Source organism: Roseovarius confluentis, from assembly GCF_002917925.1.
Taxonomy (GTDB): Bacteria; Pseudomonadota; Alphaproteobacteria; order Rhodobacterales; family Rhodobacteraceae; genus Roseovarius; species Roseovarius confluentis.
In genome coordinates, this window is sequence record NZ_PPFE01000012.1 from 124,503 (window position 1) to 143,979 (window position 19,477).

Annotated in this window: 21 protein-coding genes; 12 read left to right on the forward strand and 9 right to left on the reverse strand. The window is 64.5% G+C overall.

Annotated elements, in window-relative coordinates:
* Positions 1–7 precede the first annotated feature (7 nt).
* From C2I35_RS19785 to C2I35_RS19810, 6 genes are all read right to left on the reverse strand, one after another.
* On the reverse strand, positions 8–664 hold the full coding sequence (locus C2I35_RS19785; RefSeq protein ID WP_103764756.1) for a CDP-alcohol phosphatidyltransferase family protein: 657 nt from the start codon (positions 662–664) through the stop codon (positions 8–10).
* A complete protein-coding gene (locus C2I35_RS19790; protein WP_103764757.1) occupies positions 661–1,029 on the reverse strand; it encodes a hypothetical protein in 369 nt (122 codons plus the stop codon). The genes C2I35_RS19785 and C2I35_RS19790 overlap by 4 nt, the downstream gene beginning before the upstream one ends.
* Positions 1,026–1,976, reverse strand: coding sequence for a phosphatidate cytidylyltransferase (locus tag C2I35_RS19795; protein ID WP_103764758.1), 951 nt, complete (start codon positions 1,974–1,976; stop codon positions 1,026–1,028). The genes C2I35_RS19790 and C2I35_RS19795 overlap by 4 nt, the downstream gene beginning before the upstream one ends.
* Positions 1,973–2,632, reverse strand: a complete 660-nt coding sequence (locus tag C2I35_RS19800; RefSeq protein WP_103764759.1) for a lysophospholipid acyltransferase family protein — start codon at positions 2,630–2,632, stop codon at positions 1,973–1,975. The genes C2I35_RS19795 and C2I35_RS19800 overlap by 4 nt, the downstream gene beginning before the upstream one ends.
* A 206-nt stretch (positions 2,633–2,838) precedes the next feature.
* Positions 2,839–3,789: a 4-hydroxy-3-methylbut-2-enyl diphosphate reductase gene (ispH, locus tag C2I35_RS19805; protein WP_103764760.1), complete on the reverse strand. Its 951-nt coding sequence runs from the start codon at positions 3,787–3,789 to the stop codon at positions 2,839–2,841.
* A gap of 140 nt (positions 3,790–3,929) precedes the next feature.
* Positions 3,930–4,493, reverse strand: coding sequence for a LabA-like NYN domain-containing protein (locus C2I35_RS19810; protein WP_103764761.1), 564 nt, complete (start codon positions 4,491–4,493; stop codon positions 3,930–3,932).
* A 157-nt stretch (positions 4,494–4,650) separates the two neighbouring features.
* Between C2I35_RS19810 and folK the strand changes: the two genes are divergently transcribed.
* The 11 genes from folK to rnc all read left to right on the forward strand — a co-directional run bounded on the left by folK (position 4,651) and on the right by rnc (position 13,933).
* The gene (gene folK, locus C2I35_RS19815) at positions 4,651–5,217 is read left to right on the forward strand and encodes a 2-amino-4-hydroxy-6-hydroxymethyldihydropteridine diphosphokinase (RefSeq protein ID WP_103764762.1); all 567 of its coding nucleotides are present in this window, start codon (positions 4,651–4,653) and stop codon (positions 5,215–5,217) included.
* Positions 5,218–5,292: 75 nt separating this feature from the next.
* Entirely contained in the window at positions 5,293–5,646 is a 354-nt protein-coding gene (rpoZ, locus tag C2I35_RS19820) for a DNA-directed RNA polymerase subunit omega (RefSeq protein ID WP_103764763.1), read from the forward strand.
* Positions 5,647–5,684: 38 nt separating this feature from the next.
* Positions 5,685–7,829, forward strand: coding sequence for a RelA/SpoT family protein (locus C2I35_RS19825; protein WP_103764764.1), 2,145 nt, complete (start codon positions 5,685–5,687; stop codon positions 7,827–7,829).
* A 19-nt stretch (positions 7,830–7,848) separates the two neighbouring features.
* Entirely contained in the window at positions 7,849–8,562 is a 714-nt protein-coding gene (locus tag C2I35_RS19830) for a DUF2062 domain-containing protein (RefSeq protein WP_103764765.1), read from the forward strand.
* Between the two features lie 153 nt (positions 8,563–8,715).
* The gene (locus C2I35_RS19835) at positions 8,716–9,486 is read left to right on the forward strand and encodes a pyridoxine 5'-phosphate synthase (protein WP_103764766.1); all 771 of its coding nucleotides are present in this window, start codon (positions 8,716–8,718) and stop codon (positions 9,484–9,486) included.
* On the forward strand, positions 9,483–9,926 hold the full coding sequence (locus C2I35_RS19840) for an ABZJ_00895 family protein (RefSeq protein WP_103764767.1): 444 nt from the start codon (positions 9,483–9,485) through the stop codon (positions 9,924–9,926). Before C2I35_RS19835 ends, C2I35_RS19840 begins: the two co-directional genes overlap by 4 nt.
* A 70-nt stretch (positions 9,927–9,996) precedes the next feature.
* A complete protein-coding gene (locus tag C2I35_RS19845) occupies positions 9,997–10,443 on the forward strand; it encodes a hypothetical protein (RefSeq protein WP_103764768.1) in 447 nt (148 codons plus the stop codon).
* Positions 10,440–11,867 (forward strand): alpha/beta hydrolase, encoded by a 1,428-nt coding sequence (locus C2I35_RS19850; protein ID WP_245890568.1) that lies wholly within the window; start codon positions 10,440–10,442, stop codon positions 11,865–11,867. The genes C2I35_RS19845 and C2I35_RS19850 overlap by 4 nt, the downstream gene beginning before the upstream one ends.
* 11 nt (positions 11,868–11,878) lie before the next feature.
* A complete protein-coding gene (gene acpS / locus C2I35_RS19855) occupies positions 11,879–12,280 on the forward strand; it encodes a holo-ACP synthase (protein WP_103764769.1) in 402 nt (133 codons plus the stop codon).
* Between the two features lie 116 nt (positions 12,281–12,396).
* Positions 12,397–13,236 carry a signal peptidase I gene (gene lepB / locus C2I35_RS19860; protein ID WP_103764770.1) on the forward strand — a complete coding sequence of 280 codons (840 nt, stop codon included), beginning with the start codon at positions 12,397–12,399 and terminating at the stop codon, positions 13,234–13,236.
* A gap of 7 nt (positions 13,237–13,243) precedes the next feature.
* Positions 13,244–13,933, forward strand: a complete 690-nt coding sequence (gene rnc / locus C2I35_RS19865; RefSeq protein ID WP_103764771.1) for a ribonuclease III — start codon at positions 13,244–13,246, stop codon at positions 13,931–13,933.
* Here the strand turns inward: rnc and C2I35_RS19870 are convergent.
* The 3 genes from C2I35_RS19870 to C2I35_RS19880 all read right to left on the reverse strand — a co-directional run bounded on the left by C2I35_RS19870 (position 13,930) and on the right by C2I35_RS19880 (position 18,028).
* Entirely contained in the window at positions 13,930–14,349 is a 420-nt protein-coding gene (locus C2I35_RS19870; RefSeq protein ID WP_103764772.1) for a universal stress protein, read from the reverse strand. The two genes, rnc and C2I35_RS19870, sit on opposite strands and share 4 nt — an antisense overlap.
* A gap of 12 nt (positions 14,350–14,361) precedes the next feature.
* Entirely contained in the window at positions 14,362–16,953 is a 2,592-nt protein-coding gene (locus C2I35_RS19875; protein ID WP_425442951.1) for a TRAP transporter permease, read from the reverse strand.
* Between the two features lie 115 nt (positions 16,954–17,068).
* Positions 17,069–18,028: a TAXI family TRAP transporter solute-binding subunit gene (locus C2I35_RS19880; protein WP_103764774.1), complete on the reverse strand. Its 960-nt coding sequence runs from the start codon at positions 18,026–18,028 to the stop codon at positions 17,069–17,071.
* Positions 18,029–18,149: 121 nt separating this feature from the next.
* Here C2I35_RS19880 and C2I35_RS19885 point away from each other — a divergent pair, with 121 nt between their 5' ends.
* The gene (locus C2I35_RS19885; protein ID WP_103764775.1) at positions 18,150–19,472 is read left to right on the forward strand and encodes an aspartate aminotransferase family protein; all 1,323 of its coding nucleotides are present in this window, start codon (positions 18,150–18,152) and stop codon (positions 19,470–19,472) included.
* Positions 19,473–19,477 lie beyond the last annotated feature (5 nt).

Below are 19,477 nucleotides of genomic sequence, written 5' to 3' on the forward strand. Positions count from 1 at the left end.
GGCGGGATCAAGTGTCAGACATGTCGCGCGCCTGGTGTTTCATGGCGCGGATCATGCGGGCGGAGCGGGCGAGGGCGGTGGTGCCCGTGCCGAGAGCGGTCACGATCAGCGCGACAAGCAAGGCGTAGCGCGTGTCGAATAGCGCCAGTTCGATCGCGGTCAGGACTGCGCCGGCGGTGATCGCGGCCATGCGCTGCGGTTTGGCGAAGGGGCCCGAGAAATCCGGGCCCAGCCCCTCGGCCCGGCCCAGTTCGCGGATATAGGCGGTGGCGATGGCCAATGCTCCGGCCAGCAGGCCGAGCGCGAGTTGTCCGGTGGCCAGCCCCGCGCCGGTCAGGATCAGCAGATCGGCGGCGCGGTCGGGGGCCTCGTTCCAGAAGGGGCCGTCGGGTTCGGACTTGCCGCCTTCGACGGCGACCATGCCGTCGAAAAGATTGCAGAGCAGGCGCACCTGACAGCCGAGCGCGGCAATCAGCAGCAGGACGATGGCGGCGGTCGTGCCGGTGTGCGCGGAGGCCCAGAACGCGAGGCAGGCGAGGGCCGAGAAGAGGATCGAGCCCTGGCTGATGCGGTTGGGTGTGAGCGACGTGCGGCTGAGCCAGCGCGCGATGCGGCGGGCCCAGCCGGTGTCTCGGCTGTTCAGGGGGCGGCGGGTGTCGGTCATGGGGTGTGCCTCAGGCGGTAATTGTAGAGTGCGGCGTAACAGGTGGCGACGGTGACGGGCAGGGCGAGGGTCGCCGCGATTTCCGGCGTGCCGACGGTGCGATGCACGAGGAACAGCACCGTGATCGACACCGCGGCACAGGCGAGCGGCGGCAGGATCAGGCCGGGGGTTTCGGAGATGCGCGGCAGCAGGCGTTCGATCACCGATTTCAGCACCAGCGTGATGCCGGCGGACAGTGCGCCCTGAACGATGCCGGCGATCACCGGCGCCGGCGTCGGGTGGCCCGCGTTGGCAAGGACCGCCCAGCCGCCCATCAGGACGAAGCCACCGGCCATATGCACGAGGTTCGAGCGCAAGAGGCTCATGTGAGCGACCAGTAATACCGCGTCAGGTGGAAGAAGAGCGGGGCCGAGAACACCACCGAATCGAGCCGGTCGATGAAGCCGCCGTGGCCTGCGATCATGTGGCCCCAGTCCTTGACGCCCCGGTCGCGCTTGATCGCGGACATCACCAGCCCGCCGAAAAAGCCCGCGAGTGTGATGACGAGCGACATGCCGGCGGCCTGAAGCGGGGTGAAGGGCGTGATCCAGAACAGCGCCGTGCCGATCAGCGTGGCCGAGGCGACGCCGCCGATCAGTCCTTCCCATGTCTTCGACGGCGAGAGCGAGGGCGCGACCGGGTGGCGTCCGAAGAGCTTGCCCCACGTGTATTGCAGCACGTCCGACAGCTGGACCACGACGATGAGGAAGGCGATCAGCAGGACGTTGCGGGCCTCGAAGCCGGGGATTTCGAGGAAGAGGAGCGCGGGCACGTGGCTGGCGCAGAAAACGCAGATCATCAGGGCCCATTGCATCTGTGAGATGCGGACGAGGAAGTTGCGGCTGTCGCCTTGCAGCACCGCGATGATGGGCAGGATGAGGAAGGCATAGACCGGGATCAAGAGCGACCACATGCCGTACCATTCGTACCAGATGAGCCAGTATTGCAGGGGAAGGATCACGAAGAAGGCGCAGGCGATGGCCCAGTGATCGGACGCGCGGCGGGTTGTCAGCGTCACGAATTCGCGCAGGGCCGCGAAGGAGGTGAAGGCGAAAAGCGCGATGACGCCGCCGCGCCCGGCGAGGAACGCCACGGCGAGAAACGCCGTCATGCCCCACCAGGCGATGATGCGGGCATTGAGGTTTTCGATCGTCGCGTTGGAGCCATCCGGTGCGACGCGCTGCTTGAGCACGTAGCCGATGCCGCTGGCGACGATGAGGACGCCGATGATACCGGCCAGCAGGGTGAGAAAATCCGCGTGCGTGTCGGTCATGCTGTGGCCTTCTCTGCCGGACTGTCGTCGGCTGGGGCAAGCGCCTGCAGGGCGGTTTCGGCCCGATTGAGGAAATCCTTGCGGTCCTCGCCGGGTTCGACGCGGATCGGTGCGCCAAAGGTGACGGTGCACAGAAGCGGGATCGGCACCAGCTTGCCCTTGGGCATGACGTCGTTGAGATTGTCGATCCAGACCGGCACCAGATCCACCTCGGGGCGGGCATCGGAGATGTTGTAGAGCCCGCTTTTGAACGGCAGAAGAGGCTTGTCCGTGGTGTTCCGGGTGCCCTCGGGGAAGAGGATGAGCGAGGCGCCGGCATCAAGCCCGTCGAGGATGAGCTTTATCGGGTCCTGGGTGCGGGTCTCGGTGTCGCGGTCGATCAGGACCGCGTTGAAGACATCGCGGCCGATGAATGTCTTGAGCGGGGATTTGAGCCAGTAATCGGCCCCGGCCACCGGGCGCGTCCGGCGCCGCAGGTTGGGCGGCAGGACCGTCCAGATCAGGATGAAATCGCCGTTGGAGGTGTGGTTGGCGAAATAGACCCGCTGGACCGGTTCGGGATCTGAGCCGTCCCAGATGGCACGAACGGCGGTGATGAGCCGCGCGAAGGTGGTGATGGCGCTGCCGGTGAGCCGGGCAAGGATGTCGCGTGTCAAGTTGAGTTCCCGTCTTTCGGGAGAGCCTACAGTCACGGTGGAATTTGAAAAGACAGGAAAACCTGACTCGCAGAGAGAGGTTCCGGGTCAGGCCCGGGACGGGTCGCGCGGGTGGTGCCTTTGCTTCGTTTCGAGTGGCGTGGCGCTGGCAGCATCGGGACGGGTCAAAATACGTGCGCCAGGAAATACCGTCGCGGGCCATGGCATCAGGCTGGTTCGCGCAGAACCCGGGGCACCTTGAATTCGACGTTTTCCTGCGCGGTTTCCACCTGTTCGACGGTGACGTCATAGCGGTCGCGGAACGCATCTATCACCTCGTTGATCAGCACCTCGGGGGCCGAGGCGCCGGCGGTGATCCCCATTGTGGTGATGCCGTCGAGCGCGCGCCAGTCGATGTCGGCGGCGCGTTGCACAAGCTGGGAGTAGGAACAGCCGGCGCGGGCGCCGACCTCGACCAGCCGCCTGGAGTTGGACGAATTGGGGGCGCCGACCACAAGCATCGCGTCGGCCTTTTCAGCCATGGCCTTGACGGCCTCCTGCCGGTTGGTGGTGGCGTAGCAGATGTCTTCCTTGTGCGGGCCGGTGATGTCGGGGAAACGGGCCTGAAGGGCGGTGACGATATCGGCGGTGTCGTCCACCGAAAGGGTGGTCTGCGTGACGAAGGCGAGCTTGCCGGGGTCGCGGACCTCGACATGCGCCACATCCTCGGGCGTTTCGACCAGCAGGACGTCACCGTCCGGCAGCTGGCCCATGGTGCCGACGGTCTCGGGGTGGCCGGCATGGCCGATCATGATGATCTGAAGGCCGTTCACGGCGTGACGCTCGGCCTCGATATGGACCTTGGACACGAGCGGGCAGGTGGCGTCGACATAGACCATCTCGCGCGAGGCGGCCTCGGCCGGGACCGATTTGGGGACGCCGTGGGCGGAAAAGATCACGGGGCGGTCATCCGGGCATTCGTCGAGTTCCTCGACGAACACCGCGCCCTTGGCCCGCAGATCATCGACCACGTACTTGTTATGCACGATCTCGTGGCGGACATAGACCGGGGCGCCCCATTTCTCGAGCGCCATCTCGACGATCTTGATGGCGCGGTCGACGCCGGCGCAGAAGCCGCGCGGGGCTGCGAGATAGAGGGTGAGGGGCGGCTTGGTCATGGACACTCCTGTTCACCCTTAGACGTAAAGACTGTGACAGGCTGCGTCCAGAGGGGGTGGGAATATCGGTCGCACTGGCTTGGCGGCGCGGGACGTTGGCATGATGCGCGTCCCGCACCGTTCTCAAGCTCTGCGCTACGTCAGGCGGAGGCCTGCTGGCGTTCGGGCGCGTCCTCGCGCGGAGGGCGACCGATGACTTCCTTGAGGTCTTCAAGCTCGATGAAATTATCGGCCTGACGACGCAGGTCGTCGGAGATCATTGGCGGCTGGCTGCGGATGGTCGAGACGACCGACACACGCACGCCCTGGCGCTGAAGGCTTTCCACGAGCGGGCGGAAATCGCCGTCGCCGGAGAACAGGACGATATGGTCGATCCGGGGCGCGAGTTCCATGGCGTCCACGGTCAGTTCGATGTCCATGTTGCCTTTGACCTTACGACGGCCCTGACTGTCGGTATATTCCTTGGCCGGTTTCGTGACCATGGTGTAGCCGTTGTAATTGAGCCAGTCGACCAGCGGGCGGATCGGTGAGTATTCCTCGTTCTCCAGCAGCGCCGTGTAGTAAAACGCACGGAGCAGCTTGCCACGGCGCATGAACTCAGTCCGCAGAAGCTTGTAATCGATGTCAAAGCCCAGTGCCTTGGCCGCTGCGTATAAGTTTGAGCCGTCGATGAACAGCGCGAGCCGTTCGTCCTTGTAAAACATAAAATGTCCTTCCGAATGTGTTTGCCCTGCCGCGACGATGTACTAGACGATAAACCTGTGAGTGGATTTGAAACTCGGCAGGACAGAAGCTGTACCTAAAAGTTTAGTCTGACCTCCGCAAGACCGCTACACCTATATACGAGGATAAGGCCGAGCGATGCCTGAGCAAAACTACCTGATCGCTTTGGGCGGGAACTTGCCGTCCGAGGCCGGGGCGCCGGAGGCGACCTTGCGGGCCGCGTTGGACCGGTTGCCGCAGATGGGTGCGCGCGTGGTGCAGGCAAGCCGGATGTACCGCACACCTTGCTTTCCCGCAGGCGCAGGACCGGACTACGTCAATGCGGCTGCTGTGCTTGCGGTAGAGGCCAGTCCTGCCGAATTGCTACAACTTTTGCACGAATTGGAGGGCGCGTTCGGGCGCGCGCGGGACCAACGCTGGGGGCAGCGGACGCTGGACCTTGATCTTTTGGCTGCGGGGGCGCGCGTGGTGCCGGACGAAGAGACATACACCGCATGGCAAGGCTTGCCGCTTGAGCGGCAGATGCGGGATGCGCCCGACCGCCTTATCCTGCCGCACCCGCGGTTGCACGAGCGGGCCTTCGTGCTGGTGCCATTGAATGACGTCGCGTCAGACTGGGTGCATCCGGTTCTGAAGAGGACCGTGGCCGAAATGCTGTCGGATCTGCCGGCCGATGCGGTTGCGGAGGTTGTGGCGCTGGACTGATTCTCTGCTTGTAAAGCCTAGGGAGACGCTTTAAATGAAGGGCTTCTTTAGATATCTGCCCTATCCGGAGGCCCCATGGCGCGCGTAACCACTGAAGACTGCGTTGACAAAGTCCCGAACCGCTTTGACCTGGTGATGCTGGCGGCACACCGTGCGCGCGAGATTTCGTCGGGCTCGCCGGTCACCGTGGACCGCGACAACGACAAGAACCCGGTCGTGGCGCTGCGCGAGATCGCAGAGGAAACGCAAGCCGCAGACGATCTGCGCGAGCGTCTGATCGAATCGAACCAGAGCCAGATCGAGGTCGACGAGCCGGAAGACGATTCCATGGCGCTGCTGATGGGCGAAGAAGCCGAGAAGCCTGCCGAGGACGATATGTCCGAAGAGAAACTGCTGCGCGCGCTGATGGAGGCGCAGGGCCAGGGCTGAGACCCTGGCCTCCGGGCAGGTGATGGGACGCGGACCAGATGATTGGTGCAGATACGCTTGTCGATCTTGTCCGCGCCTATAACCCGAGAAGTCATAGCGACCTGATCCGCGACGCCTATGCGTTCGGAATGGAAATGCACGAGGGCCAGACCCGGCATTCCGGGGAGCCCTATTTCAGCCATCCCGTGGCGGTCGCCGCCATTCTGACGGAACAGCGGCTGGACGATGCGACGATCATCACGGCCCTGCTGCATGATACGATCGAGGACACGCGCGCGTCGTACAACGCCGTGGCTGAACGGTTTGGCGGCGAAATCGCCGACCTGGTGGATGGCGTCACCAAGCTGACCAACCTGCAACTGTCCAGCACCGAGACCCAGCAGGCGGAAAACTTTCGCAAGCTGTTCATGGCCATGTCGAAGGACATGCGCGTGATCCTGGTGAAGCTGGCGGACCGGCTGCACAACATGCGCACGATCCGCGCGATGCGGCCCGAAAAGCAGCTGAAGAAAGCGCGCGAGACGATGGATATCTTCGCGCCGCTGGCGGGCCGGATGGGCATGCAGTGGATGCGCGAGGAACTGGAAGACCTGGCCTTTCGCGTCATCAACCCCGAGGCGCGGGCGTCGATCATGCGGCGGTTCATCACCTTGCAGCGCGAGGCGGGTGACGTGATCGAGCGGATCACCGGCGACATGCGGCTGGAGCTGCAGGAGGCGGGGATCAAGGCCGAGATCCTGGGCCGGGCGAAGAAGCCCTATTCGATCTGGCGCAAGATGCAGGAAAAGGAGATGGGCTTTTCCCGGCTGAGCGACATCTACGGGTTTCGCATCATCACGGCCGCCGAGGATGATTGTTACCGCACGCTGGGCGTGATCCACCGGCGCTGGCGCGCGGTGCCGGGGCGTTTCAAGGATTACATCAGCCAGCCCAAATCGAACGGGTATCGGTCGATCCACACCACGGTGTCGGGACGTGACGGCAAGCTGGTCGAGGTGCAGCTGCGCACCCGCCAGATGCACGAGGTGGCCGAAACCGGCGTGGCGGCGCATTGGTCGTATCGTGACGGCGTGCCGGCCGAGAACCCCTTTGCCGTGGACCCGGCCAAGTGGATTTCCAGCCTGACCGAGCAGTTCGACAGCGAGGAGGACCACGACGAATTCCTCGAGGCGGTGAAGCTGGAGATGTATGCCGACCAGGTGTTCTGCTTCACGCCCAAGGGGGACGTGGTGAAGTTGCCGCGCGGGGCGACGCCGATTGATTTCGGCTATGCGATTCACACGCGGATCGGCAATGGCTGCGTGGGCGCCAAGGTGGACGGGATGCGGGTGCCTTTGTGGACCCGGATCAAGAATGGCCAGTCGGTCGAGGTGATCACCGCCGACGGGCAGACGCCGCAGGCCACTTGGCTGGATATCGCCACCACGGGCAAGGCGCGAGCGGCAATTCGCCGGGCGCTGCGCGAGGTCGATCGTGACCGCTATATCCGGCTGGGCCGGGAGCTGGCGCGGGCGGCGTTCGAGCATGTGGGCAAGAAACCCACGGACAAGGCGCTGGAACGCGCGGCCAAGACCCTGCGCCTGAAAGGCCGTGACGAGGTCCTGGCGCGGCTGGGCAGTGCCGAACTGACCACCAGCCGGGTTCTGAACGCGGTCTACCCGGACCTGGCGCCGGATACCGGCAACGAGGTGGGGCTGGACCGTGCCGTTATCGGTCTGGAGCCGGACCAGCGATTCGACCGTGCGCCATGCTGTCAGCCGCTGCCGGGGGAGCGAATCGTCGGCATCACCTATCGCGGCAAGGGCGTGGTGGTGCACACGATCGACTGCGAGAACCTGCAACGTTACGAGGAACAGCCAGAGCGCTGGATGGACCTGCAATGGCACGGCGGCACGCACGCGGCCGTCTACGAGGCGACGCTGGATGTGACCATCGGCAATGACGCCGGGGTGCTGGGACGTATTTGCACGTTGATCGGAGAGCAGAAGGCCAATATCTCGGACCTGACATTCGTGGACCGCAAACCGGATTTTTACCGGCTGCTGATAGATGTCGAGTTGCGTGATGCAGAACATCTGCACGGCGTGATCTCGGTTCTGGATGCAGAAAGCGACGTGGCCACGGTGGAACGGTTCCGTGATCCCGGCCGGCTGGCGGCCAGTAGCGGAACGGAACAGAGCTGACCCGAAGGAGCCGCGCCCCGTGGTTTTCAAACGCCGTGACAGACTGCCTTGGTGGAAGGCCACGTTACGGTTCCTTTGGCCACGATCGGGTTGGACGCGGGCGTTCCACTACGTCAAGCACCGGGTCAGACGCCTGCCGGATCCGCCGCACCGGATCGCGCGCGGCATTTTTGCCGGAGTCTTCGTCAGCTTCACGCCGTTCTTCGGGCTGCACTTTGTGCTGGCGGTCACGCTCGCATGGATCTTGCGTGCGAATATTGTTGCGGCGTTGTTGTCGACGTTTTTCGGCAATCCCCTCACTTTCGTATTTATCGGGGCGTCTTCGCTTCAGACCGGGTATTTCATGCTGGGGTTGCGCAACAATCCCGAGCTGGAGGCGCATGGCACCCTTGGCAGCAAGTTCGTCGATGCGGGGCGAGACCTTAAGGATAACCTTTGGGCGATCTTCAACGAGCAGAGCGCGGATTGGAGCCGGCTGACAGTCTTTTACGACGAAGTGTTCTTTCCCTACATGATCGGCGCGTTGATCCCGGGCACGATTGCGGGCCTGACCTGCTATTACATCAGCCTGCCATTGATCCAAGCTTATCAGAACCGTCGCAAGGGCCGGATCAAGGCCAAGCTGGCCGCGATTCGCGAGAAGGCGGCGGAGAAGGCCGCAGAAAAGGCCGCGGCCAAGGAGGCCAGGACCGGGAACAAGGACAAGGCTGACGCGGAGCCCGAGAAGCACTAAAGCGTTCTGCCTTTAACCTGAGACATCAGCGAAAGGCAGAACGCGCGCAACGAGTGAACGGTGCACCGCATTCCGCGAGAATCTGTGATTCAGGTTTTTCGCGAAACGCTTTAGGGTCAAGGCCGAGTCGCCGATCACAAGCTGGAGAATTTCATGAGCGATGCCGGAAAACTGCGCCTTGGCGTGAATATCGACCACGTCGCGACGGTGCGGAATGCGCGCGGCGGGGCCTATCCCGACCCGGTCCGGGCCGCCAAGCTGGCCGAGGCGGCCGGGGCGGACGGGATCACGGCGCATCTGCGCGAGGACCGGCGGCATATCTCGGACGCGGATATCGACGGGCTGATGGCGGCGCTGAAGGGGCCATTGAACTTCGAGATGGCCGCGACCGACGAGATGCAGAAGATCGCCCTGCGCCACAAGCCGCACGCGGTCTGCATCGTGCCCGAGAAGCGCGAGGAACGCACAACCGAAGGCGGTCTGGAAGTGGCGCGCGAGGAAAACCGGCTGGCGCATTTCATCGCGCCCTTGCGCGAGGCGGGGTGCCGGGTGTCGATTTTCATCGCCGCCGACAAGCGTCAGATCGAGGCCGCGCACAGGATCGGCGCCGAGGTGATCGAACTGCATACCGGCGCCTATTGCGATGCCCATGCCGAGGGCCATTTCGAAGAGCGCGACCGGGAACTGGACAGCCTGCGGGAAATGTCGGCTTTCGCGCAGTCGCTGGGGCTGGAGGTGCATGCGGGTCACGGGCTGACCTATGACACGGTGAAGCCGGTCGCTGCGTTCCCCGAGGTGATGGAACTGAATATCGGGCATTTCCTGATCGGGGAGTCGATCTTTCGCGGCCTTGGGCCCGCGATCGAGGAGATGCGGCGGCTGATGGACGAGGCGCGGGGCGACACGCTGCGTTCGGCGGGATGATCTGGCTGCGCTACAGCGCCGTTTTTCTGGCCGTGGCCATCGGCGTGGCGCAGGTGGTGCGATTGTTGGGGATCACGAAGGACGAGATGCTGGGCTCGGCCGCGCAGATCATGGTGCCGGCGATGATCGCCGCGCTGATCGAAGGGCAGCAATATGTGCGCCGTCACGCCGGCCTGCCCGGGTCGAGCCGGGCCTGGCGCTTTGGCTTCATCGGGATGGGTGCGGCAACGGTGTTGAACGTGGCGCTGGCCTATGCCGGACCGCAGGTGGCGCCGGAATTTGCCAAGCTGGCCATTGCCGCGCCGGGATCTCAGCAATTCGTGACGTTGCTGCTGATGTATGCGGGCGGCTACCTGTTGGCCAACCGGTTCTTCTACGGGATCGGTGCGGGCAACACGATGAGCCGCGACAAGGCCCGCGAGGAACGGGGAGGCGAGTGATGGGCGCGAGCGATGTGCGGGGGCGGCGGTGGGTTTTCACCCACCCTACGCGGTATGCGGGGGCGGAGCCATGAGGAAGACATTGGCTGCACTGGCGGTTGGCCTTGTCGCGTTGGGCGGCAAGGGGCACGCGCAAGACGTCGGTCCTTGCGACTGGCGCAGCGGTGCCGAAGGGCTGATCGAACCCTGGGAGGATTACACGCGGACGTTCTCGGACGGGAAGGTGCGGATCGCACTGTTGGACCGGATCGAGCCGGGCGCGTCGCCTTTGCATATCCTGATCCTGTCACCGCCCTATGACGAGCTGGGCGCACGGCAGTGCCGGATCCTGAGCGTCGAGGGCACGCGCGGGTTCGCGGACGTCGATTTCGGTTCGCTTGAGGCGGACTATGATCCTTCAATCGGGCTGATCTTCGAGCTTACGGTGCGGGTTATGGGGCCGATCGAGGCCGAGGGTCGCGCGCTTCGCTTTACCCTGAACCAGGCCAGCGGTGCGATCGAGGCCAGCTTTCGGTGACGGTGCAATGGCATCGGTGGCTGGCCGTGGCGGCGCTGCTTTTGGGCTGTTGGGCGCTTTGGACGCTGGAAAGCGCGCGTTCAGGGGTCACGTTCGAAGAGATGAGTGTGGGGCCGACGCCTGTGACCGTCTGGGCCGGGTCCGAGGACGGGCCGGCGGTGGTCATGGCGCATGGCTTTGCCGGGTCGCGGCAGATGATGCAGGGGTATGGCCTGCTGTTGGCGCAGGCGGGGTACCGCGTCCATGCCTATGATTTCGAAGGGCACGGGCGGCATCCCGTACCGATGTCGGGCGATGTCACGGCCGTGGACGGCACAACGCGGTTGTTGGTGAACGAGACGCTGGAGGTGATCGCGGCGGCGCGGGCCGATGCCGGAGACGTGGCGCTGGTCGGGCATTCGATGGCGACCGATGTGCTGGTCCGGGCGACGATGGAGACCGAGGGCATTGGGCCGCTGGTCCTGTTGGCCACGTTTTCGGGCGCGGTGACGGCGCAGGCGCCGGATAACATGCTGATGATCACCGGCGCGTGGGAGCCGCGTTTGCAAGGCTTTGCCGCTGACGCGGTGGCTGACGCGGCCGAAGGCGTGCGGCGGGAGGCGATCGTGGTACCGGCGGTGGACCATGTGGCGATCCTGCATTCGCGGGCGGGCCGGACCGCGGCACTGGACTGGCTGAACGCTTATTACGGACGGGATGGAAAGGCGCAGGTGCGCCCGACCGGTTGGGCGCTGATCGGATTGCTGGCGGCGATCACGATGCTGTTTGCGCCCGTCGCACGGCTGTTCCCGGCGGCCGGGGGATTGCCCGATGAGCTGTCGTGGCGATGGTTCGCTGCAATCGTGGCGGCGCCGATGCTTGCGGCCCCAACGCTGGCCGCGCCTGTGGATACGCAAGTCCTGCCGGTTCTGGTGGCGGATTACCTGGCGCTGCACCTGCTGATATACGGTTTGGTGCAGCTTGGCGCGCTTTGGGCCACTGGGGCGCGGCCGGGGCCGATCAGCATCTTGGGCGGGGTGCTGGTGCTGGTCTGGACCGTGGGCGTCTTCGGCTTCGCGCTGGATCGCTACGGCGCCAACTTCTGGCCCGTGCCCGAGCGGTACGGGATCATCGCGGCGCTGGCGCTGGGGGCCGTACCGTTCATGCTGGCCGACGCGTGGGCGGTTCAGGGCGCAGGTCTGGGGCGCAGAGTGCTGGCAAGGCTGGGCTTTCTGGTATCGCTGGGCCTCGCCGTAGCACTGGATGTCGAGGGGCTTTTCTTCCTGCTTCTGATCGCGCCGGTGATCGTTTTGTTCTTCCTCAGCTTCGGCTGGATTGGGCGCATGGCCGCGACGCGCTTTGGCGCGGTTGGCCCGGGTGTCGGTCTGGGGCTGGCGCTTGCCTGGGCTTTGGGTGTAAGTTTCCCCCTGTTTTCAGCCGGATAAGGGGCGCATTCATGATCCTGGGGATCGGCACGGACCTGGCCAACATAGACCGGATCGCGGGCACGCTGGAGCGGTTCGGTGACCGGTTCCGCAACCGGGTGTTCACGCCAATCGAGCAGCGCAAGGCCGAACGCCGCCGCGATGTGGCGGGCACCTATGCCAAGCGTTGGGCGGCCAAGGAGGCCTGTTCCAAGGCGCTGGGCACGGGCCTGCGCATGGGGATCGCGTGGAAGGACATGGCGGTCAGCAACCTGGAGACCGGGCAGCCGGTGATGAAGGTCACGGGCTGGGCCGCCGAGCGTCTGGCGGAGATGACGCCCGAGGGATACGAGGCGATTATCCACGTGACGTTGACCGACGATCATCCCTGGGCGCAGGCCTTTGTGGTGATCGAGGCGCGACAGGCGGCGTGAAATTGTTATGCGGTGCGACTTTGTGGCTGGCTGCAACGCCGGCTGCGCACGTGAGCGTGGCTTGACACTCGTCACCCCGCCCCGCATGTAGCGCAGAAGAGCAAGCGGAGGCAGGCATGGCCGAAGAATCCAAGACATCGAGCACGATCTGGGAAACCGTCAAGACGGTCTTCTGGGCGCTGCTGATCGCCGGTATTTTCCGCACGATCCTGTTCCAGCCGTTCTGGATTCCGTCCGGGTCGATGAAAGATACCCTGTTGATCGGGGATTTCCTGTTCGTCAACAAGTTCGCTTATGGCTATTCCTATGCGTCCTGCCCGAACATCAAGATGGAGCGGCTCGGGATCGACATCGACGCCAAGAACATCTGCGGCTTTCTGGATAACGACAACACGCGTCTTTTCGGCTCGGAACCCGAGCGGGGCGATATCATCGTGTTCCGTCACCCCAGTAACGGCACGGATTACATCAAGCGGGTCGTGGGCCTGCCGGGCGACCGTATCCAGATGAAAGGCGGCGTGCTGAACATCAACGGCGAGCCGGTCGAACTCGAAGATGCCGGAAACTTCGAGGAAGTGCTGGAAGCGCAGGGCCCGCTGGGCAAGACGCCGCGCTGTGCCAACGGGGCCGTGGGCGTGGGAGGCATCTGCGAGAAAGAGCGGCAGATCGAAACCCTGCCCAACGGCGTGTCGCACAGCATTCTGAATGTGGGCTCGCAAAGGTACGACAGCACCGGCGTCTACGAGGTGCCCGAGGGGCATTATTTCTTCATGGGCGACAACCGGGACAATTCCACCGACAGCCGCGCGCCGCTGACGGCGCCGGGCGGGGTGGGATACGTTCCGTTCGAGAACCTGATCGGCCGGGCGGACCGGGTGATCTTTTCGTCGGCGGGCCGGTCGATGCTGTTCTTCTGGACATGGCGCGGCGACCGCTTTTTCGAGAAGCTGGACTGAGGCAGGAATGAAGCTGTCGGGCGATCTCAAAGCGTTCGAGAGCCGCCTGGGGCATGAATTCGGGCGGCCCGAATTGCTGGTCAGGGCGGTCACCCACGGGTCGATGACCACGGCCAACCGGGACGATAACCAGCGGCTGGAATTCCTGGGCGACAGGGTTCTGGGGCTGGTCATTGCCGAGGCGCTGCTGGAAAGCGACAAGGGGGCCGCCGAAGGGCAGCTTGCGCCGCGCTACAATGCGCTGGTCCGCAAGGAAACCTGCGCCGAGGTGGCGCGGCAGATCGACCTTGGCCAGGTGCTGAAGCTGGGCCGGTCCGAGATGATGTCGGGCGGGCGGCGCAAGCAGGCACTTCTGGGCGATGCGATGGAGGCGGTGATCGCCGCCGTCTACCGCGATGCCGGGTTCGACGCGGCGCAGGAGGTGATCCTGCGGCTGTGGGGGGACCGGGTGACATCCGTCAAGGCCGACGCGCGGGATGCCAAGACCGCGTTGCAGGAATGGGCCCAGGCGCAGGGGCTGGCCCCGCCGGTCTACGCGGAGACGGCGCGCAGCGGGCCGGATCACGCGCCGCAATTCACCATCGAGGCGCGGCTGGAAAACGGCGAGGCCGAAGAGGCCACCGCCGGGGCCAAGCGGCAGGCGGAGCAGTCGGCCGCAAAAGCCTTGCTGGCGCGGGTGACCGCCAACAAATCCTAGCGGATGACGATCACGGACTGGTTGGCGTGGCGGGTGATCCGCGCGGCGTTCGGGCCGACGAGGTAATCGCGAAGCTCGGGGCGATGCGCCCCTACGACGATCACGTCCGCGCCGATCTTGTCGGCCATGCGCAGCACGCTGTCATAGATCGTCCCCTCGGTCACGTGCACCTGCGCCTTGCCGTCGAAGGCGCCATCAGACCAGTCTTTCAGCGCTTTCTCGGCGGCGGCTTTGGCTTCGCGGTTGTAGTCGCCCTCGAAGGCGGCACCGACCATGTTCATGCCGCTGCCCGGGACCACGTTGATAACGTGGATTTCGGCACCGTCGCCTGCGGCCAGCAGCTTGGCCGCTTGCGCCAGGCGGTCGGCGCCTTCCATCGCGTTGATGTCGACGGCCAGAAGCAGTTTCCGGAACATGGCGTGTCCTCCTCAGAAGGCCGGTTGGGTGGCACGGGGCCGCTGGATCAGGACGATACCTGCCAGCAGGATCAGGGCGGGGATGAAGAACAGCTCCTTCGGCATGCGGTCATTCTCGACCTCGACCTTGTCCAGGACAACGGGGCTGTCGCCGTAAAAGTCGTACTCGATGCCGATGGCTTCGAAATGCGGGGTGCCGGGGAAGGGTTCTTCGAGCTTGAGCACGCCGTCTTCTTCGATGACATTGAGCCCCTGTTCGGAGAGCGCCGCGGTGCCGTCGCCGGCGATACCGGGGACCACGATGGTGGTTGGCCGGATCTCGGCGGTGTCGAAGTCCGGCCCCTCGATGGTCAGGCGAATGTCCTGACCGGTGTCGACCGTGTCCATCAGCGCAAACACCTCGCTGCCTGTGGCGGTCTGGTACGGCTCTGATATCTGGTCGAGGAAGACGCCGGGCCGGAACAGCATGAAGGCGATGACGAGGAGCATCGCGCTTTCCCACTTGCGCGATTTGGCGATGAAATAGCCCTGCGTGGCAGCCGCGAAGAGCAGCATGGCGATCAGTGATATGAAGAACACCATAATGCCCTTGAGCAGCCCCACGTCCATCAGAAGCAAGTCGGTGTTGAAGATGAACAGGAACGGCAGGAGCGCCGTGCGGATATCGTAGCCAAAGCCCTGCACACCGGTCTTGATCGGGTCGCCGCGTGAGATTGCCGCCGCCGCGTAGGCCGCGAGGCCCACGGGTGGCGTATCATCCGCCAGAATGCCGAAGTAGAAGACGAACAGATGCACGGCGATGAGCTCGAACTGATAGCCCGCCGTGGCGCCGACCGAGATGATCACCGGGGCCATCAGGGACGAGACCACGATGTAGTTCGCGGTGGTCGGCAGGCCCATGCCGAGGATCAGTGACAGGATCGCGACGAGGATCAGCAATGCCCAGATATTCCCGCCGGAGATGACCTCGATCACCTGGCCGATGACCTGGTGCGCGCCGGTCAGGGAGATCGTGCCGACGATGATGCCGGCGGCGCCCGTGGCGACGCCGATGCCGATCATGTTGCGCGCCCCCAGGATCAGCCCGTCGATGAAATCGCGCCAGCCCTGCCATGTTTCGCCGGCAAAGCCCTCACCCCGGAACATCGCCTTCAAAGGGCGGTGTGTCAGCGCGATGATGATCATGAAGATCGTCGCCCAGAAGGCCGAGAGTGCAGGCGACAGGCGGTCGAGCGTGTCGGTGCGCACCATCAGGTTCCACACCAGGATGAAGATCGGAATGGCGAAATAAAGCCCGCCGATCAGCGTCGGTGTCAGACGCGGCGCCTCGGGCGGGCCATCTTCGTCCTTGTCCATCTTGAGGTCGGGATAACGCGCGGCGATGGCGACGAGCACGATGTAGAGCACGGCCACGAGCGCGACCGCCGCATAGATGGAATTGCCCATGATCGGCTCGAGAACGGTGCGCAGGCCGATCATCAGGAAGGTGCAGATGCCGAGGAAGATGAAGCCGGAGAGGAACAGGATCAGGATCATCAGCACGCCGATGCGGCGGCCCGGTTTCTCCAGCCCCTTGAGGCCCATTTTCAGGCTTTCGAGATGCACGATGTAAAGAAGCGCGATGTAGGAGATCACAGCCGGAAGAAAGGCGTGCTTGACCACGTCGATATAGGGGATGTTGACGTATTCGACCATCAGGAAGGCCGCAGCGCCCATGACTGGCGGGGTCAGCTGGCCGTTGGTGGACGAGGCGACCTCGACCGCGCCGGCCTTTTCCGCGGGGAAACCGATGCGCTTCATCAGAGGGATGGTGAAGGTCCCGGTGGTGACGGTATTGGCGATGGACGAGCCGGAGATCATGCCGGTCATCATGGACGACAGGACCGAGGCCTTGGCCGGGCCGCCGCGCAGGGCGCCCAGAAGGGCGATGGCCACCTTGATGAACCAGTTGCCGCCGCCGGCACGGTCCAGCAGGGCGCCGAACAGCACGAAGAGGAAGATCATCGTGGTCGACACGCCAAGGGCCACGCCAAAGACACCCTCGGTCTGCATCCAGTAGTGACCAAGCGCCTTGGACAGGGACGCGCCGCCGTAATTGGTGATGTTGCGAGCCCATTCCGAATACCCGCCGAAAAAGGCGAACAGGATGAAGCAGGACGCGATGATCACCAGTGGAAGCCCGAGCGAGCGGTAGACCGAGATCATCAGCACGGTCATGCCGATGGCGGACATGGTGACGTCGGTCGTGTTCCACAGCCCCGGACGGTCGGCGATCTCGAACCGGAACACCACGAGGTAGAGACAGGCGGACACGCCAAGGATGATGAGCGCCCAGTCATAGAGGGGGATGCGGTCGCGCGGCGAGGTCTTGAACAGCGGAAAGGCGAGCGTCGCCAGCATGATGGCAAAGGCCAGGTGCACGTAGCGGGCCTGTGCGACGATATTGGCGAAGATCGACATGCCGGTGGCCTGCGCCACGATGCCCGGCACGCGGGAAGCGATGTAGAGCTGAAACAAGGACCAGACGATGCACGTGCCGATGATCAGCCTTGTCTGCCATGCGGCGGACGGGTTGCGCGCGCCGGTATCGGCCTCGGCCACCATATCATCGGCACTGCGTGTATTCTCGGTTTGATCGCTCACTGTCATGCCCCCTCAAGCAAGTCTCGTCGTCGTGAAAAGGGCGCCCGCATCGGGGCGCCCTTTGGGTGTCAGAGGCTTATTCCATCAGGTCCAGTTCCTTGTAGGCCTTTTCCGCGCCGGGGTGCAGCGGGGCCGACAGAGCGTCCTGAACCATCTCGGAAGGCTCGAGGTTGGCGAAGGCCGGGTGCAGCTGGCGGAAGTCGTCGATGTTCTCCATCACTCCCTTCGCAAGCACGTAGACCGTGTCTTCCGACACGTCGGCGGAGGTCACGAGGGTTGCGCCTACGCCGAAGGTGGTGACGTCCTCGTCGTTGCCGGCGTACATGCCGCCGGGAACCGTGGCGGTACGGTAATAGGGGTTTTCGTCGATCAGCTTGTCGATCACGTCGCCGGTGACGTTCACGAGCGTGACGTCACAGGTGGTCGCCGCTTCCTGGATGGCGGCGGCCGGGTGACCCACGACGTAGACCATGGCGTCGATGTTGCCGTCGCAAAGCTGTTGCGACATTTCCGAGCCTTTGTACTCGGTCGCCAGCGCGAAATCGTCCATGGTCATGCCGTATTCGGCCATCAGCACCTCGGTCGTGGCGCGCAGGCCGGAACCGGCGTTGCCCACGTTGAAGCGCTTGCCCTTGAGGTCCTCGAAGCTTTCGATGCCGGCATCGGACCGGGCGATCAGCGTGAAGGGTTCGGGGTGGACCGAGAAGACCGAACGGATTTCCGGAAAGGGGTTGTCCGAGAAGGTCGAGGTGCCGTTATAGGCGTGGTACTGCCAGTCGGACTGCGCGACGCCGAATTCCAGCTCGCCTGCCTTGATCGTGTTGATGTTGTAGACCGAGCCGCCGGTGGATTCCACGGCGCAGCGGATGCCGTGATCCTTGCGGGACTTGTTGACAAGACGGCAGATCGCGCCGCCGGTGGGATAATAGACGCCCGTCACGCCACCGGTGCCAATGGAGATGAACTCCTGCGCCGATGCGGAGGCGGAAATGGCGATTCCTGCGGCGGCAAACGCGCCGAGAAGGTAGTTTTTCATGGTGTTCTCCCTCTGTTGCGAACATCATCCTGGGATGAGTCGATGGGCACAGTAGAGCCAGAACTTGCCTCGCTTGCAAGGCCATCGGGCGACAAATTATTGAATTCAAGGTGTTAGCCGAATGAGCCGCGTGTTTCACCGCAACAGCCGCGCTGCGCCGCCGACCGTGTCACGGGGCGAAGGGGCCTACCTCTACGACACATCGGGCAAGGCGTATCTCGATGGTTCCGGCGGTGCGGCGGTGTCGTGCCTGGGGCATGGCGACCCGCATGTGACGGCGGCGATCAAGGCGCAGTTGGACAAGGTTGCCTTTGCGCATACCGGGTTCCTGTCGTCCGAGCCGGCGGAGGCCCTGGCGGATCGATTGGTGGCCGTGGCGCCCAAGGGTCTGGAGCGGGTTTACTTCGTGTCCGGCGGGTCCGAGGCGATGGAAGCGGCGCTGAAACTGGCGCGGCAGTATTTCATCGAGGCGGGACAGCCACAGCGCAGCCGGGTGATCGCGCGGCGGCAAAGCTATCACGGCAATACGCTGGGGGCGCTGGCGACGGGCGGCAACGCGTGGCGGCGCGCGCCGTTCGCGCCGCTCTTGATGGAGGTGAGCCATGTCTCGCCCTGCTATGCCTATCGGGGCATGCAGGAGGGCGAGACCGCGCAGGGCTATGCCGCGCGGCTGGTGGCAGAGCTGGAGGCCGAGATCCAGCAGCACGGTGCAGAGACGATCATGGCCTTCGTGGCCGAGCCCGTGGTGGGGGCGACGCTGGGCGCGGTCCCGCCGGTCGAGGGGTATTACCGTGCGGTACGGGAGGTCTGTGACCGGCATGGCATCCTGCTGATCCTCGACGAGGTGATGTGCGGGATGGGACGCACCGGCACGCTGTTCGCCTGCGAACAGGACAGGATCGCGCCGGATATTTGCGCCATCGCCAAGGGGCTGGGGGCCGGGTATCAGCCGATCGGCGCGATGATGTGCACGGCCTTGATCCACGACACGATCGCCGAAGGGTCCGGATTTTTCCAGCACGGCCATACCTATCTGGGCCATCCGACCGCCTGCGCGGCGGCGGGGGCGGTGCTGGACCGTTTGCTGGACGATGGCGTGGCGGCGCGGGTGGCACCGCTGAGCAAGGCGCTGCGGGAGCGGCTGGTCGACAGGTTCGGGCAGCACCCGCATGTGGGCGACATTCGCGGGCGCGGGTTGTTCCAGGGGATCGAACTGGTCGAGGATCGCGAGACGAAAGCGCCGTTCGATCCGGGCCGGAAGCTGCACGCGAGGGTCAAGGCAGCGGCGTTCGAGGCGGGGCTGATCTGTTATCCGATGGGCGGCACCGTGGACGGGCAGCGCGGCGATCACGTGCTGTTGGCGCCGCCCTTCATCCTGACCGAAGACCAGCTGGACGAGTTGGTCGACAAGCTGGGCCAGGCAGTGGAGACTGCGCTGGCCTGATCGCC